This window comes from Pseudomonas neuropathica (assembly GCF_051174785.1).
Lineage (GTDB): Bacteria > Pseudomonadota > Gammaproteobacteria > Pseudomonadales > Pseudomonadaceae > Aquipseudomonas > Aquipseudomonas neuropathica_A.
Genome location: NZ_CP195111.1, coordinates 1,971,358 through 1,989,073, shown reverse-complemented (window position 1 = coordinate 1,989,073; position 17,716 = coordinate 1,971,358). Strand labels below are relative to the sequence as shown.

Here is a 17,716-nt window from a genome sequence, read left to right as displayed (position 1 = left end):
TGAAAAGCATGGAGATCGGCTCCCTTTCCCCCTCGCCCCCTTGGGGGAGAGGGCTGGGGTGAGGGGGAAAAGATCTCAGCCACACAGAAAATCCCAAGCCCGACTCACTCGCTCAGAAACATCTCCCGACTCAACCCATGCCGCTGCAGCTTTTCATTGAACGTGCGGCGCGGCAGTTGCAGTTCTTCAAGCACCGCTTTCACATCGCCCTTGTGCCGGGTCAGCGCTGCACGCAAACACTGCGCTTCAAACGCCTCCTGCTGCGCCGCCAGCGATTGGCCCGGATCGATCCCCGGCGCCGGCTCATCCAGCCCCAGCACCTGGCGCTCGGCGACGTTCGCCAGTTCGCGCACATTGCCCGGCCAGTCGTGGCTGAGCAGATGACTCAACTGCGCGCCGCTCAAGGGTGGGAAGGTACGGCCCAAGCGTTCAGCGGCATTGTGGGCGAAGGTTTCGAACAGCAATGGAATGTCTTCGCGACGATCACGCAATGGCGGCAAACGCAGTTCGGCGACGTTCAGACGATAGGCCAGATCCTCGCGAAAACGTCCGGCCCGGGCTTCATCGAGCAGATCCGGTTTGGTCGCCGCGACAATCCGCAGGTCAACGCGGATGCTCTGGTTCGAGCCCAACCGCTCAAGCTTCTGCTCCTGCAACACCCGCAGCAGTTTCACCTGTTGCGCCAGCGGCATGCTTTCGATTTCATCGAGAAACAGCGTGCCGCCATCGGCGTATTCCAGCTTGCCGATGCGCTTGCCCGAGGCGCCGGTAAACGCGCCGCTCTCGTGGCCGAACAACTCGGCCTCGAACAGCTGCTCAGGAATTGCCGCACAGTTCAGCGCCACAAACGGCTTGGCCGCGCGCGGGCCGAAATCATGCAGGCAACGGGCGACCAATTCCTTGCCGCTGCCGGTTTCGCCACGGATCAGCACATTGACCGGCAGCGTCGCCAGATCCAGTACTTGCCGGCGCAACGTCTGCAAACCACGGGACACGCCGAGCAACGTCGCATCAAGTTTGGCGCGGTTGTCGGCCTGCTCGTGCAGGGCGCGGTTTTCCAGAATCAGCCGGCGTTTGTCCAGCGCCCGACGCAAGCTGCCGAGCAGGGTTTCCGGGCTGAACGGTTTTTCCAGAAAGTCGTAGGCACCGTCGCGCATCGCCTCGACGGCCATCGGTACATCGCCATGGCCGGTAAGCAGAATCACCGGCAGATCGGCATCGCGTTTCTGCACTTCGGCCAATAACGCCAGCCCGCCCATGCCGGGCATGCGCACGTCGCTGAGGATCACCCCGGCAAAGTGCGCGGGCAGGGCGGCGAGGCATTCCTCGGCGCGGCTGAACAACTGCACCTCGAAGCCCGACAGGCTCAGCCACTGTTCGACGGCACTGCGGATGCTGCTTTCGTCATCGACTACCATCACCGAGTTGAGCATCAGATGTGTGCCTCCAGATCGATTGGCAAAGTCAGGCTGAACACGGCGCCGCTGTCGCCATTTTCGGCGCTCAGACGTCCGCCGGATTCATGCACGATAGCGAAGGATACCGCCAGCCCGAGGCCCAGGCCGTCACCCACCGGTTTAGTGGTGAAGAACGGGTCGAAGACCTGGCCCAAATGCTCTTCGGCAATGCCGCCGCCATTGTCGCTGACGCTCAGGCGCCACAGTTGTTCATCGGCTTCCAGACGGATTTCCAACCGTTTGCATTGCTTGCCCTGCATCGCATCGAGGGCGTTGCGCAGCAGGTTGATCAGCACCTGTTCGAGGCGAATCGCATCACCGCGCACCCACGCCGGACGCGTCAGGTGTAGCACCAGACTGACCTGTTCGTCGCGCAGCCGTGCATCGAGCAACTGCAAGGATTGATCGACCACCGTCGCCAGATCCAGCCGCTCACGCAAGCCGCTGGGGCTTTTGCGCGCGAAGGTCTTGAGGTGGCCGGTGAGGGCGGCCATGCGCGTGAGCATTTCATCCACCGGTTTCAACGCTTTATAGGCATCGTCGACACGGCCATGCTCGAGCAGCAGGCGCAGGGTCGCCAGTTGCATGCGCTGAGCGGTCAGCGGCTGATTGATTTCGTGGGCCAGCGCCGCGGACATCTGGCCGAGCGCGGCGAGTTTGGCCGATTGCACCAGACCGTCCTGCGCAGTGCGCAAGTCGCGGGTGCGTTCTTCCACCAACTGTTCAAGCTCTTCGCGGTTGCGCTGGCGGATTTTCGACAGGCGCCAGCGCTGGTTGAGAAACAGCAACAGAAACACCAGCGCCAGCCACACCCCGGCGGCGGCCAGCCCGGCATTGCGCAGATCTTCGAACGCCACTTGCGGATGACGCAGCAGGTGCAGGGTCCAGCCTTCGGTGCTCAGTGGCAGCGATTCCCACAGATAATCGGCCGTGCCTTGCGGGCCTTCGACGCGACGCAGATCGCTGTTGTCATCGAAGCGGCGCAGCGATAAATGAGTCAAGGGCTGCAGCGATTGCTTGTCGTACTGCCGGGTGGCTTTGATCTCATCCATGTCGCGGGCGCTCAACGGCCGCAGCGCGCGATAACGCCAGCCGGGCTGGTTGGCGATGAAGATGATTCCGCGCGCATCGCTGACCAGCAGCGTGTCATTGCCCTGACTCCATTCGCGTTCCAGCTCGGGGAATTCCAGCTTGACCACCATTGCGCCAAGGAACTCGTCGTTATCACCAAGTACGGCGCTTGAGAGGAAGTAGCCGGGAATCCCGCTGGTCACGCCCACTGCATAAAAGCGCCCGGTGCCCTGGGTGCGGGTCTGGCTGAAGTAGGGACGGAAACCGTAATTGTGGCCGACGTAACTGCTGGGCAGGCGCCAGTTGCTTGCCGCCACGGCGAGGCCCGTGTGGTCGAGCAGTTCAAGGGTCGAGGATTGCGCTGCGCCGTTGATCTTTTCCAGCTTGAGATTCAGCGCCGACTGCTCTTGGGCATCGACCGGCCCGGCCAGCGCCGAACGCAATTGCGGGTCCAGCGCGAGCACGGCGGGCAGGGCGCGGTAGCGGTCGATCAGGGTGTGCAGGGAGTTGGCGTACAACGCCAGTTGCTGGTTGGCACGGGCGGCGTCTTCCTCCAGCGCCTGACGTTCGGCGTGGCGGATCGCAAGCGTAGCGGCAAGCGCCGTGCCGGCAATGATCAGCAGGGTATACAACGACAGACGCAGGATACGGGAAGTCGGCAGCATGCTGGGCGCAGGAATAAGGACGGGCAGGCACCTTACCATGAGCACTGTTCAGGCCAGGAGTCGCGTCGTCACCTTTTCATACGGCAGTAAAAGTCGTCGAATTGGAATGAAGTACGGTCCTCAGGTTTCGAAGCCTTTTTATTCGCTGTCCAGTTTCGTTTTCAATGCGATCAATGCGTTTAGCGGTGTCAGTAGGACCTAGGATCTTGACCGTTTCGATTAAACGTTCCGAGCGATACTGCAGCATATTAATCGTGTCGGTAATGTCGGCATCCAGTGCAGTCACCTCATCCTCGGTAAGATCATTTGCGCTGGTTGCTATTTCATTCAAGAGATCGAGGGTGTCCGGAATCACCTTGATGGCCGGCCCGACGTAGGGGATCTTGCCAGCGCCTGCCAGCGCCAATTCCTTGCCAGCCGCGATGCCGCCTTGTTTGATCTCTTGCCGTCCTTCGGGTTTGAGCGGATTGTAATCGGCGATAGCTTTAAAGTTAACCACGGGCCCTTGTTCGGCCTGTGTTTGCTTTAACAGCCTGGTTCCTTTCAATCGATCCGGTTGCAAGCTGATGGAGGTGTTCAAACCGGTTTTTCTGCCGATCGCTTTCGTCGTTTTACTCACGGTTTTTCCGACTACGAAACCTAGAACCCCGCCAATCAGCATTCCCAGAGGGCCGCCAGGGATTCCCAGTGCTACCCCGGCTGCGCTCATGCCTATGCCAACCGCGTTGGATGTGCCCTTTTCCGCAAGAAAAAAACCTGTTCGTTTCGCGGTTGATACCCTGCTGTTGGGCTCAGAACGATGATTGAGTATTTGCGTGGTGACATCCCTGACAGCCAGATCGACGGCTGAAAGCAGCTCGCTATGGAAGGCCAGTTGCTTCTGCATACGCTCTGTGGGCGTGTTTCCGGTAATAAATGCCAGAACGCCTCCGCTTGACGGTTGGGCTACTTCCGTTTCGTTGCCTGTCCGGTCGAAGTAAGTCATGGGATTGTTGCGCACAAACCCATACAGGTTCAGCCCATCCACATCTCCTGCCGGGTCGGCACTGACCCAACGCTGCAGCCACGGCGCGTAATAGCGGGCGCCGTAGTAGTACAACCCGCTGACATCCATCTCCTTGCCCGAATAGCGGATGAACTTGTAGCTGACCTCGATCTCCGAAGGCGCGGTCATCCATGCCGTGGCGCCGAACGGGTAGAAACCTTCCTCGCTGATCAGCTGCGCCTGCTGATCCAGCTCCATCACGCAGGAGCCGAGGTGATCTTCGAGGCTGTAGCGCAGTTGATCAGTGGCGATGCCGTTGGGTTTTTTCTCTGCCCAATGCAGGCAGCGGGCGTTGCCCAGAGTGATGACGTGCAGTTCTTCGCCGTTGTCGCGGGTGCGGATTTCAAGCCCCGGCAGGTAGCGCACCTGATGGAAATGTTCGGCGTTGGCAGCGAAGGTTTCGTGGCGTTTGAACACGCGCACGCCCTGACTGTAGCGGTAGTGCTCGGCATCATTGAGGCCGCTCTCGCGCTGGATCAGGGTCACATTCTCCAGCTCATCGCGGGCGTTCCATTGCAGCGGTTGTCCTGGTTGTACGGTCAGTTGATTGCCATGAAGATCGAACAGGTCGTCGAATACAGGTGTCGGATGGCCTGTTTTCCAACGCACGCCACGATTGCTCTTCGGGTCGATGAACATTTTCTGGGTGGAGTTGTTACCGTCTCGCACATGACACAGCTCGATCAGATTGCCACCGTTATCGTACTGGTAAGTCTGGGTGTAATTGAGGCGATTGTTCGGCTCGATCGCTTGCGGCAGGCCGGGAATATCTGACGGCGGCGCGTCGTCGTAGCCGGTGGCGCTGGTCAGCCGATAGAGCGAGTCGTAAGTGAAGTCGCGGTGGCCGTCGACGAGTTGGTTGGCGAAATATCGCGGCTGAAAAGCGTGGTCTTCGATGCGAGTGATGTTACCGACGCGGTCGTAGAAGTACTCGAGGTCTTGCAGGGTACCGCTGCCGTCCTTGTGGCTGGACTGGGTGTGCAAACGACCGTCCGCCGGGTCATACGTCCACGTGCTGAGTATGTGATTGCCAGCCAGTTGCTCGACGATCTGGTCATGGGCGTTGTACTGCGCGTCGAGCAACACCGGCTGCCAGTCAGACGTTTTGCTGATCAGCAGTTCCGCTTGTTTGAGTTGCCCGGCCAGACCGTAGCGCGAGCGCCGCCGATGGCCGCCGGCGTCGACCTGTTCCAGCAGCGCACCGAGCGGGCTGAACACTTGGTGGCTGGTAAACGGTTCTCCGTCGTGGAAGGTACGGGTTTCGCACATCGGCGGGCCGGTCAGGGAAAAACTGTCAGTAAGCAGCGAACCGGCACGATCTTTTTGCTCCAGCAACTGGCCGCGCTGGTTGAGCCCCGCCTCGGTCGAGGCGTCGGCGTAGATAAAAACATCCACGTTGGGTTTGCCATTTTCCTCGACGGCGACCACTCGCAGCTGTTGATCGAAGATCGTCTGCCAATAGCTGCCGCGCTGGTCCCAGCGTCGCAACGGTTCACCGGCCAGTCCCGGTAGGGTCAGGCGCCAGCCGGCGTCGACGCTGTCGATTTTCAACGGCTCGCCATTTAGTGAATAGACGGTGGCTAGGTTCGCAGTGGGCAGACGCGGATCCTGCTGCGCCACCAGACGGCCGGCCATATCGTGTTGCTGACGTGACACGAGTGCTTTTGGTGTGTCGTCGGCCAGAGTGCGCAAGTAATTGATCTGACGGATCGGGGAGCCCCGGCTATCGATCACCGCCACCGTTGGAGTGCGCCTATGAACGGGGTCGTATTTCATGTGAATTTGTGTTTGGTGAAGGGCCGGAAAAATTTCTGAAATCTCGACGCTGGTTTCGCTTGTTCGCGCAAAAATCTGTTGTCTGTCAGCATGTCCTCTTTGTACCACTTCAAGGTGGTCTGGCTGCTTTCGATATATCCCAGGATCGCACTGGTCTGCTCTCGCAAGGTATTGAGCCGAATGGTCTTGGCAGCCATCAAGCGGCTTTTGTCAGGTATCACGTCAGCCGAATTGATCGTGTTTTGTCCTACGCGTCTGAAAGCTTTCTCAATGTCGGCCATTCGCGAAGTGAGTGCTTGTTGCCAGTCGGCGAGCATCGTTTCGATTTTTTCAATCTTGACCGGATCCAGACCCTGTTTAATGTCCTCCACCTCCTGCACCCGCGCACCGATATTAAGTGTCGCGCCTACGCCTGGAAGATATGCTCCGACGCCGCGGGCCAGTAAGGTGTTGGCTGCGTCGGCCGGCGTGAAACTCGATGAACGCTCTGTGATGCCGACTTTTTGATCAATGGCTGCGACGCTCATTGCCGAAGTTTGGGGAATCAATGGGGCTGTCAAATTTGCAAAGGACGTGTATTTGCTGGCGATCGCCTCGCCGATATCGCCGCTGACGTGCATGGCAATCATCTCGGACAAGTAGCCGATGGCGGCGGGCATGCCGGCGGTAAGTGTCGAGCCGGCGAACCCGCCGCCGAAATAACCAGCGAAGAAGCCGGCAGTGCCTATCAGTGATTCTGCAACAACATTCGCCAGCAGGTCAGTCCCGTACTGTCCACTTGATACTTTCAGCATCCGGTCAAGCGTTGTGGCGGAGTAATCACCGAGAATGGTCACGAAGTTTGAGAAATTGACGATATCGAATTTCTCTTGGCTGTTGCCGTGCACATCCACAAAAGTTAACGGGTTGTTCCCGACGAATCCGTAAAGATTCAGCCCATCTACATCCCCCGCCGGATCGGCACTGACCCAACGCTGCAGCCACGGCGCGTAATAGCGGGCGCCGTAGTAGTACAACCCGCTGACATCCATCTCCTTGCCCGAATAGCGGATGAACTTGTAGCTGACCTCGATCTCCGAAGGCGCGGTCATCCATGCCGTGGCGCCGAACGGGTAGAAACCTTCCTCGCTGATCAGCTGCGCCTGCTGATCCAGCTCCATCACGCAGGAGCCGAGGTGATCTTCGAGGCTGTAGCGCAGTTGATCAGTGGCGATGCCGTTGGGTTTTTTCTCTGCCCAATGCAGGCAGCGGGCGTTGCCCAGAGTGATGACGTGCAGTTCTTCGCCGTTGTCGCGGGTGCGGATTTCAAGCCCCGGCAGGTAGCGCACCTGATGGAAATGTTCGGCGTTGGCAGCGAAGGTTTCGTGGCGTTTGAACACGCGCACGCCCTGACTGTAGCGGTAGTGCTCGGCATCATTGAGGCCGCTCTCGCGCTGGACCAGGGTCACACTCTCCAGCTCATCGCGGGCGTTCCATTGCAGCGGTTGTCCTGGTTGTACGGTCAGTTGATTGCCATGAAGATCGAACAGATCGTCGAATACAGGTGTCGGATTGCCTGTTTTCCAAAGCACGCCACGATTGCTCTTCGGGTCGATGAACATTTGCTGGGTGGAGTTGTTACCGTCTCGCACATGACACAGCTCGATCAGATTGCCACCGTTATCGTACTGGTACGTCTGGGTGTAATTGAGGCGATTGTTCGGCTCGATCGCTTGCGGCAGGCCGGGAATATCTGACGGCGGCGCGTCGTCGTAGCCAGTGGCGCTGGTCAGCCGATAGAGCGAGTCGTAAGTGAAGTCGCGGTGGCCGTCGATCCGCTGATTGGCAAAGTAGCGCGGCTGAAAAGCGTGGTCTGCGATGCGGGTGATATTGCCGACGCGGTCGTAGAAGTATTCGAGGTTTTGCAGGACACCGCCGCCGTCCTTGTGGCTGGACTGGGTGTGCAGACGACCGTGCGCCGGGTCATACGTCCACGTACTTCGCACACGATTACCGGCCAGCTGTTCGACGATCTGGTCGTTGGCGTTGTACTGCGCGTCCAGCAACACCGCTTGCCAGTCAGACCCATCCTTGATCAGCAGTTCCGTTTGTTTGAGTTGCCCGGCCAGGCCGTAGTGCGAGCGTCGCCGATGGCCGCCGGCGTCAGTCTGTTCCAGCAACGCGCCGAGCGGGCTGAACACCTGTTCGCTGGTGAACCGTTCACCGTCGTGGAACGTGCGGGTTTCCTTCAGCGGCTGGCCGGCCAGGGAAAAACTGTCGGTGAGCAGCGAACCGGAACGATCTCTCTGCTCCAGCAACTGGCCACGCTGGTTGAACTGCGTCTTGGCCGAGGCGTCGGCGTAGATAAAAACATCCACGTTGGGTTTGCCATTTTCCTCGACGGCGACCACCCGCAGTTGCTGATCGAAGATCGTGTGCCAATAGCTGCCGCGCTGGTCCCAGCGTCGCAACGGTTCACCGGCCAGCCCCGGCAGGGTCAGGCGCCAGCCGGCGTCGACGCTGTCTGACTTCAATAGCGATCCGTTCAGGCTGTAAACCGTGCTCAGGCAAGGTGCCGACAGACGCGGGTCCCATTGCTCGACCAGACGCCCGGCGGAGTCATGCTGCTGACGGGTTACCAGAGCTTCGGGGATGTCGGCCGTCACAATGCGCAAGTACCCGACCTGCCGCACCGGCAGGCCACGCGCATCGCTCACGGCCAGTGCGGGTGTTCGGCGATGCACGTTGGCAGTCACGACCGTGGCGCCTGCGTTGGAGATGACGACTCGGCGGTGTCGTTGAAATCTTCGGAGATTTGAAACCACGGGTAGTAGGACACTCGGGAAAAGTGGCCCTTGGCATTGATCACTCGAACCTGCCGGTCCTTGACGTCATAGAAAAACTTGTCGTGATGACCCAGTTTGCGCAGGGACTGATCGTTGACGTAAATATAGGTGTCGGCGAAAAACGCCCGGAACTGACGAACCGGCAAGCCCTTGTTGTTGTATTCGACCCGCTCGCTGATACGCCAGCGCGGGTCGGCATCGACCTCTTTGATCTGACCATCCTCGATGATCAGCGAGCCGTCGGCATCCACGGCATAGGCCTTGCCCGGGTCAACTTTTTGCTGGGTTTGCAACGCCCGGCCAAAGCCGTCGACGCAGGCTTTGATGATCTGGATTTGCACCGCCGGGTCGCCGGGGTAGCGGTCAGCACTGAGGATCACGCTGTGGACCGGTTCGCGATGCACGGCTGCGATGGCGGCTTGCAGTGCCTGTTCATCAGGCGTCAAGGCGCTACTGCGCTGGGCCAGTTGTCGGCGTGCGCTGGCCCTGATATGCCCGCTGGGCAGCAGATAACCTTGGGCAATCCATGCCATGGCGACGTGAGTGTCGTTGGCAATCTGCCCCATCCAGCTGAACAGATCCTTGCGCAGGGTACTCGCAGCTTCTTGCACGGCATCGGCCGGGTGGGCAATCGCGGTAGCCGGGCTCCGGTCCTCGGGAGATTTGTATAAGCAGAGTGGCTGGAACCCCGCCTTCGTCCCGTTCTCGGTGCCATGAAAGCTGGTGGCCAGTGGCTGTTTGGAGGGATCGCTGATCGCTTCGTGAATGTTGTCGTTGGCATCGATGATTTTCAGCGGTTGCAGCGCGTGGTAGTCGTACTCAATGTGCGTGGTGCAGCCATCCGGCAGTTCCACGAGGGTGACGAACAGCGCATAAACGTCGTATTCGGCCCGGGTGAAGCCATGGCTGAGAGTCTCGCGATAGCGGCATACCTTGTAGAAACCGTCGAGGCCGGCGTATTCGGCGTAGCCGAAATTCGCCGACCACAGGTCCTGTTCTGTACTGCCCAAAGGATTTACCCAGAACAGAAACGGCATCGGTGTGTAACCGATTTTCGCCAGTTCAGTGCGCACGTTGAAATTCGACAGAACGCTGTAAGCGTCCAGCGCCGTCTTGTCCAGTTGTGCCACTTCCAGTGGGCCGACCAGGGCTTCGAAGCCGGCAATGCCATCGTCCAGCAGTTTGCCGTCGGCACTCACGTAACGCTGCACGGACTGCGTGGTCAGCACTCGTTCGGCATTCCAGTACGCCGAATCCTCATGTTCCATCAGGCACTCATAGGACACCTGCGCAGGGGTAAGCCCGGTGGGAAGTGTGCCCTTGGACGACAAGACCAATGCATTGCCACGCTGTTGATAGGGCAAACCAAGACGCCAATGCTGCGGATCCTCGTCCAGATCGATAAACGCAAAACGGCTTTCATTCAGGTAGAACGATCGTTGCGCCGGGTCATGGGCGTCGTACCACCACTGCCGTTCATCAGGATCGTCGAACGGTGGCGTATCCGTTTCGGTGAGCCGCCGGGCGTAGCTCACTGTGATTGCATGCGTCGCTTGGCCGTAAAGGTTGTAGCGCAGGCTCAGTTCATGGCTGCACAGGGGGTCAGCGACGAAACCGTCGTACTGGTAGCTGATCTTTTCCACCACCAGCGGCAGCAAGACTGCGGCGGCGTAAGCGCCTTGCTCACGTACCTCACGCACCCGATAGCGTATCTCTTCGACCGCGTAAGGCGTGGCGATCCCGGGGCCACCCTCACCAGTATCGGCATAAGTCTCAATGCGTGTGACCGAGCCGACCAGCGCCCGCGAGATCTGGTAGCGAGTGTCTGCGTCAGGAGAATCCAGCTGTTCCTCGAAATCGTCCGCCTCGTGATATCGGCTGAACAGCGTATCGCCCAGCGCCTCCGCTTGTGCGTCATGCTTGAAATAGTCATCACGCGACCGGTCCATCGATTGCCCGGTATGAAACCAGGTGAAGACCCGCATCGGCTCGCTGAAGCCTTCGCCCTCATCGTCGCTGGCGCTCTCACTGTCGGTTTGCTGCAATAAGCCGAAACCGCGGAACTCGCGCTCGCGGCTGTCGTAGAAACCTTCCCACCAGGTGAAAAGCTGCGTCAGGCAGTTGCCGGTGATTTCATCCAGTTGCTGCTGTTTTTTGACCACCGCCACCGGGAACGGCAGGTGGCAAGCCGGAAAACGTCTCAGAGTGGGCAAGCGGCGTTTCTCATCCAGCCATTCCTGCGCCGAACTGCGGTAGACCACGCTGGCACTGCAACCCATATTGTTGTTGCTGCTGGTCAGCAGATACGGCTTGGCCGGAACGAAATCGTAGCGCCAATGCTGCGGCTGCATGTGCGTCACCGTCAGGATCAAACTGGCGCAGCCCAGGCCTTGCAGGTCGGCGAAACTTACCTGACAGAGACGGTCGTAGCGCACGCCGTCGGGCCACGGCACGCTGATCGGTGTTTGTTCCAGACCATTGCCGCCGCGATTCAGGTAGATCTCGAAGAACTCCGATTGCAGATAAATCAGCGACGCGGCTCCGGAGCCGTCGAGGTCGGCAAGGCGCACCCGTGACGAGTCGAATTGTTCATAGCTGAACGGCAATTCGCTGATCTTGCGACCTCTGCCAAACCGGCCGTGGCCCAGGTTCGGCCAGCAGCGAATTTCGTCGTGACGTATCCGGCACAACTCGGGCATATCGCTGCCCATCAGGTTGCCCAACAGCACCAGTTCCGTGCGGGAGTTGCTAAGCAGTGGCAAGCGGTCGTCGTCGGGCTCGTGCGGCACCTCTTCAGGCGCCGCGAAGCCTTGTTCGCGCTCATTGGCATACAATCGCACCGAGTCCGGCCCGATCAATGCCAGGCTACTCAGGCCATCTCCACTCAAGTCGCCGAGTGTCGAGAGAGCGTTGAAAAACTCCGGTGGGAATTTGCCGAAGGGGACGAAGTCGGCAAACGTGCGTTGTTCTGTCAGGGTGCGAAAACCACTGATGCCCGGTTGCGCGGTGACCCAGTCGAGCCGACCGTCACCCGTCAGGTCGGTCAGCAGTTGCTGTACCGGACGGTTGCGATCAGCAAGCGGAATCTTGTCCAGCGCGATCCATGGCCCATAGCTAATTTCATCGGTTCCTTTCGTCGCGCGCCGTGGTTCACGGTAGTACCAACTCTGGTCATAGCGGCAGAGAAACCCCGGCACACCTTCGCCATAAAGATCGACGCACTGGTAAAAACCTCCGTCCTCGATACCCGGCTGCGTATCAAGTTCAAGGAAGCGACGTGGGGTTTTATTGATGTCGAAAGGGGTGTAATCGAACTCGACTGGTGGTGTGTTTTCGACGATGCCGTAGGTATCGAATGCCTGATAGTGCGCTGCGCTGATCTGGCTGTAGGTCCATTGTTCGTCTTCCTGCGCCTGGCGATACTCCAGTAGCAGCCGGTTCACCAGTTTCGGTTTGTCTGTCGATTGCTCGGAGAACTGATGAAACAGCAACGCCTGTTGGCAGAGTCTGCGAGTGCCCAGTTCAAAACCCTGACCATGAGTTGAAAAACGATCCGGGCGGACCGTCCAGGGTTTCAGGGGATCTTCGTCGTACGCAGGGATATCGGTCAGTGACGTGCTGCGTTCGCCGTAATCGAACAGCAGATGAAAGTGCCAGTCCAGTTCGGTGGGATTGTCCGTGCTCCAGCTGTACAGATCGCTGCTGGCGGTGAAGTTGCCATAACACACACGGCGCAGATACCGCTGGGCGCGGTAGTCATGCAGCGGGTCGGGATCCTGATCGTCGGCCTTGTAATCGAAACAGATGTGTTCGCCGCGCGCGTTCATGCTTTCGCAGAGCAGCCATGTGGCGATGTGTCCGGGGGCGTCAGGATCGGCAATTCGTGTGGCTTCGGTTTTGCCGTAAAGGTGCAGCGAGCCGTCGGCGCCGTGTATCAGCCAGAATACCGGTGGATCGGCTTCTCGGGTCTGCCGCTGCCAGCGCTCGCGCAGGGCGAAGTCGCTCTCGACTTGAGGCCAATAACGCACAACTCTGTGCGGGCCAATGTCTATGCCGTTGTAGACGCTTTCCTCACGGAACTTCAGTTCACCGTGCTCATCGAGCTCCGGCATCCACACTTCGCCATCGACACCGACGATCTCGTCATGATCGGTATAGCGCGGCACACCTTTTTGGGTGCGGCGGCTGATCTGACCCGCGCCGGCCAAGTGCCAGAAAAGCCCGAATGAACCGTTGCCACTCTGACTGCTGTAACTCAGCGAAAACTGCGGGTCCCAGCCTCGCCCGGCGGACGTCGGAATCGGCAGTTCGAACGAAGCCGCACCGGTCGGCCCCACGGCGCCCCAGCTTTTGCCGATGGTGGCAATCGAAGCGCTTTTGGCGATGGAGGGAGTGGTGATGCTCAGCTCTTGTTGATCAGGCATGGTCGAATCCATTGCGCGCGGGGTGGCGTGAATGGACTGACGCTAACAAGATTCGCGTTGAAATGAACCTGTCAGATCTGACAGGTGCGCAAGATCATTTTCTATGCATCGACGGGTTTTTTATCGCGACTGGTTTGCACATGCAAAAACGGCCGGGTCATCACTGCGGATGAACCGGCCGTTTTCATGGAGGTGAAGGGCTTACTGCACTTCTACCGCCAGGCTTTCGCTGATCTTCTGTTGCCAGATCGCAGGACCGGTGATGTGTACCGACTCACCTTTGCTGTCCACCGCAACGGTGACCGGCATGTCCTTGACCTCGAACTCGTAGATCGCTTCCATGCCCAGTTCGGCAAACGCCAGCACCTTGGACTTCTTGATCGCCTGAGCGACCAGGTAAGCAGCGCCGCCGACGGCCATCAGGTACACGGCTTTGTTGTCCTTGATCGCTTCGATCGCAGTCGGGCCGCGCTCGGATTTGCCGATCATGCCCAACAGGCCGGTTTGCTCGAGGATCTGCCGGGTGAACTTGTCCATCCGCGTTGCGGTGGTCGGGCCAGCCGGGCCAACCACTTCGTCACCGACCGGATCAACCGGGCCAACGTAGTAGATGAAGCGACCCTTCAGGTCTACCGGCAGGGTTTCACCCTTGTTGAGCATCTCGACCATGCGCTTGTGCGCCGCGTCGCGACCGGTGAGCATCTTGCCGTTGAGCAGGACGGTTTCGCCCGGCTTCCAGCTCTGTACGTCTTCCGGGGTCAGGGTGTCGAGGTTGACGCGACGAGCCGACGGGCCGGCTTCCCAGACGATTTCCGGGTAGGCGTCCAGCGGTGGTGCTTCCAGCGAGGCCGGGCCTGTACCGTCGAGCACGAAGTGCGCGTGACGGGTGGCGGCGCAGTTCGGGATCATGCACACCGGCAGCGAAGCGGCGTGGGTCGGGTAGTCCATGATTTTCACGTCGAGCACGGTGGTCAGACCACCGAGGCCCTGGGCGCCGATGCCCAACTGGTTGACCTTCTCGAACAGCTCCAGACGCATTTCTTCGATGCGGTTCTGTGGGCCACGGGCCTTCAGTTCGTGAATGTCGATGGATTCCATCAACACTTCCTTGGCCATGACCGCGGCTTTCTCGGCGGTGCCGCCGATGCCGATGCCGAGCATGCCCGGTGGGCACCAGCCGGCGCCCATGGTCGGAACGGTCTTGAGTACCCAGTCAACGATCGAGTCGGACGGGTTGAGCATGGCCATTTTCGACTTGTTCTCGGAACCGCCGCCCTTGGCCGCCACGTCCACTTCCACGGTGTTGCCCGGGACGATGGAGTAGTGAATCACGGCAGGGGTGTTGTCCTTGGTGTTTTTCCGAGCGCCCGCCGGGTCGGCGAGGATCGAGGCACGCAGGACGTTTTCCGGCAGGTTGTAGGCGCGACGCACGCCTTCGTTGATCATGTCGTCCAGGCCCATGGTGGCGCCATCCCAACGCACGTCCATGCCGACGCGCACGAACACGGTAACGATACCGGTGTCCTGGCAGATCGGGCGGTGGCCGGTGGCGCACATGCGCGAGTTGATCAGGATCTGTGCCATCGAGTCACGGGCCGCTGGCGATTCTTCGCGCAGGTAGGCTTCGTGCATCGCCTGGATGAAATCCACGGGGTGGTAATAGGAAATGAACTGCAGGGCGTCGGCAACGCTCTGAATCAGGTCGTCTTGCTTGATCACGGTCATGAGTCGCGCTCCTCTAAAAGACGGGAACATTCAATAAGGTGCCTGCGGCTTGGGTGCATCGGTCGGTCGCAAGCACCTTTCAAGGCACGCCGGGGCTGCTGGCGCGACGCTAAAAAGGCGCGGCAGTATACCGCGCCTCGGTGGGGCATACACGCGTCGGCAGTCATTCGTTGGTCGCATGGGTGGGCGAATATCGGACAGCGGGTTTGCACTTCAAAACCTACCCCCTCACCCCAGCCCTCTCCCCCAAAGGGGGCGAGGGGGAAAGGGAGCTGATCTTTATGTTGTTCAAAAACTAAGTCCGGCTCAGAAAGGGATCTGATGTTCATGCTGTTCAAACCTGAGTTCGGCTCAGGAAGGGAGCCGATCTTCATGCTGTTCAAACCTGAACTCGACTCCGGAAAGGGGGGGCGATGTTGATGCTGTTCAAACCTGAGTTCGGCTCGGTATTTCAGGTCGGCGTATCGCCAACAATCGACTCGGTCAGTCCCCTCTCCCTCTGGGAGAGGGCTAGGGTGAGGGGCTTTTGGCGGTATAAGCAGGCCACACTTTTGACGTCAAATTTCGAGCCCGAAAATCGGTGGTCATTTATCGACTACGCCTCTAAAGTGGCAGCCGGTCTGTAGAGTAGGACACTCGGTCAGCCTCCTATCGCACGGTGAGTCAACGATTGACCCATAACGCCATTCAACGTCTTTTGCTCAAACGCTTTGCCCTTGCTGCGGCCACCTATGGATTGGCTTTGCTGCTGCTGTGGCTGGCGTTTTTCACCGGTCATTACGACCAGTCACTGAGCTCCGTGGCCATCGGCAGTGCGCTGGTGGTGATCAGTCAGTCGGTGCTGTTCGCGCTGTTCTGGAGCGGGCGCAATCTGCGTTTTGCCGATCCCAGCCTGACCGAAGCACAAGTGCTGCTCGGTCTCGGCTGGCAGACCTGGCTGATCGCCCATCTGGATGAAGCTCGCGGCGCCTTTTTGGTGTTCTACGTGTTGATCCTGCTCTTCGGCCTGTTCCATCTCAGTCGGCGGGCGTTTGTCCGTTGCGCACTGTTGGTGTTTTTCAGTTTCTGCGCGATCACGCTGTGGGACGGTTACCACTTCCGCTTGCGCGAGCCTGCGCTCGCGGCTTTGCAGGTGTGCATTCTGGCGATGGTGCTGGCGTGGCTGGTGCTCTATGCGCGTTTCGTCCAGGTGTCGCGACAACGCCAGCGGCAAAGACGGTTTGCCCTGCAGGCGCATCAGGACACCCTGCGCGGGATGATGCGTCAGCTGGAAGACCTGGTCGCCACCGATGAGCTGACCGGGCTGTTCAATCGTCGGCATTTTCTGCGTCTGGCCTCGCGTGAGCTCAATGCAATGGACGACGACGTCGTGCACGGCCTGGCACTGATCGACCTCGACCACTTCAAACGCATCAACGACCTGCACGGTCACGCGGCGGGCGATCAGGTGTTGCAGGCGTTTGCCGGCGTTGCTCAAGCATGCCTGCGCGACGGCGATGTATTGGCGCGTTATGGTGGTGAGGAATTCGTCGTGTTGCTGCCCGATTGCGACGCCGAACGGCTGACCGCCTGCTGCGAGCGTCTGCGTATTGCCTTCACCGACGTCGAACTGGTGGGCCTGAATGTGCGCAACCTCAGCCTGTCGGCCGGCATGACGCTGTTGGCGTTGGGCGATGATCTGGACGACGCCTTGCAGCGCGCCGATCAGGCCTTGTATCGAGCCAAGCGTGACGGGCGCAATCGTTGTGCGGCCGCGTGGGAGAACGTTGATGCCTGAACTACGCGTCGGTGAACGACAATGGTCGGTGGCCCCGGGCAGCAATCTGCTCGACGCCCTCAATCAGCATGGCGTCGCCGTGCCTTACAGCTGCCGCGCCGGCAGTTGCCACGCGTGTCTGGTGCAATGCGTGCAAGGCCTGCCCGCTGACAATCGCCCCGACGCCTTGAGCGTCGGGCAGCGTCAGGAGGGCTGGCGCCTGGCCTGTCAGTGTCAAGTCGTCGAAGACTTGCAGGTGCATACGTTCGATCCGGTCACCGACGGTAGCCCGGCGGTGGTCGAAGCGCTGGACTGGCTCAGCGACAGCGTGCTGCGCTTGCGTTTGACCCCGCAGCGGCCGTTGCGCTATAGCGCCGGGCAACATCTGGTGCTGTGGATCGGGCACATTGCGCGGCCGTACTCGCTGGCGAGCCTGCCGCAAGAAGACCGTTTTCTCGAATTCCACCTCGATTGCCGCCAGCCCGGCGAATTCAGTGATGCCGCGCGAAAATTGCAGATCGGCGATCCGATCCGTCTCGGCGAACTGCGTGGCGGCGCCTTGCATTACGACCCCGACTGGCACAGCCGGCCGCTGTGGCTGCTGGCCGCCGGCACCGGTCTGGGCCCGCTGTTCGGCGTACTGCGTGAAGCTTTGCGCCAGGATCACCAAGGGGCCATTCGTGTCATTCACGTGGCCCATGACGCCGAGCAGCACTATCTGGCCAAACCTCTGGCCGCGCTGGCCGCACAGCGGGAAAACCTCAGCGTCGAGCTGTGGACAGCGGCCGAGTCAGCCGCCGCTTTGGCGCAACTGCGCCTTGTTTCCCGGCAAACCCTGGCCTTAGTCTGCGGCTCGACGGCCACTGTCGACGCTTTCGCAAGGCGTCTGTACCTGGCCGGATTGCCGCGCAATCAACTGCTGGCCGACGTGTTTTTGAGCCGTGGTTGAGCGCTGAAATTCAGACGCGAGAC

General features: G+C 59.9%; 8 protein-coding genes. 2 read left to right on the top strand and 6 right to left on the bottom strand.

The features are described from left to right. Positions 1 to 104 precede the first annotated feature (104 nt). The 6 genes from ACRRSD_RS08980 to ACRRSD_RS08955 form a co-directional block, all read right to left on the bottom strand. Positions 105 to 1,433: a sigma-54-dependent transcriptional regulator gene (locus ACRRSD_RS08980; RefSeq protein WP_435037848.1), complete on the bottom strand. Its 1,329-nt coding sequence runs from the start codon at positions 1,431 to 1,433 to the stop codon at positions 105 to 107. Next, on the bottom strand, positions 1,433 to 3,193 hold the full coding sequence (locus tag ACRRSD_RS08975) for an ATP-binding protein (protein ID WP_435037847.1): 1,761 nt from the start codon (positions 3,191 to 3,193) through the stop codon (positions 1,433 to 1,435). Before ACRRSD_RS08975 ends, ACRRSD_RS08980 begins: the two co-directional genes overlap by 1 nt. Before the next feature lie 76 nt (positions 3,194 to 3,269). Beyond that, entirely contained in the window at positions 3,270 to 6,014 is a 2,745-nt protein-coding gene (locus ACRRSD_RS08970) for an RHS repeat-associated core domain-containing protein (protein ID WP_435037846.1), read from the bottom strand. Next, positions 6,011 to 8,749 carry an RHS repeat-associated core domain-containing protein gene (locus tag ACRRSD_RS08965; protein WP_435037845.1) on the bottom strand — a complete coding sequence of 913 codons (2,739 nt, stop codon included), beginning with the start codon at positions 8,747 to 8,749 and terminating at the stop codon, positions 6,011 to 6,013. Before ACRRSD_RS08965 ends, ACRRSD_RS08970 begins: the two co-directional genes overlap by 4 nt. Further along, on the bottom strand, positions 8,746 to 13,263 hold the full coding sequence (locus ACRRSD_RS08960; protein WP_435037844.1) for a SpvB/TcaC N-terminal domain-containing protein: 4,518 nt from the start codon (positions 13,261 to 13,263) through the stop codon (positions 8,746 to 8,748). Before ACRRSD_RS08960 ends, ACRRSD_RS08965 begins: the two co-directional genes overlap by 4 nt. Before the next feature lie 201 nt (positions 13,264 to 13,464). After that, entirely contained in the window at positions 13,465 to 14,988 is a 1,524-nt protein-coding gene (locus ACRRSD_RS08955) for a fumarate hydratase (RefSeq protein ID WP_122589657.1), read from the bottom strand. Between the two features lie 670 nt (positions 14,989 to 15,658). Here ACRRSD_RS08955 and ACRRSD_RS08950 point away from each other — a divergent pair. After that, positions 15,659 to 16,765 (top strand): diguanylate cyclase domain-containing protein, encoded by a 1,107-nt coding sequence (locus tag ACRRSD_RS08950; RefSeq protein ID WP_435037843.1) that lies wholly within the window; start codon positions 15,659 to 15,661, stop codon positions 16,763 to 16,765. Next, positions 16,758 to 17,693, top strand: a complete 936-nt coding sequence (locus tag ACRRSD_RS08945; RefSeq protein ID WP_435037842.1) for an iron-sulfur-binding ferredoxin reductase — start codon at positions 16,758 to 16,760, stop codon at positions 17,691 to 17,693. The genes ACRRSD_RS08950 and ACRRSD_RS08945 overlap by 8 nt, the downstream gene beginning before the upstream one ends. Positions 17,694 to 17,716: the final 23 nt, after the last annotated feature.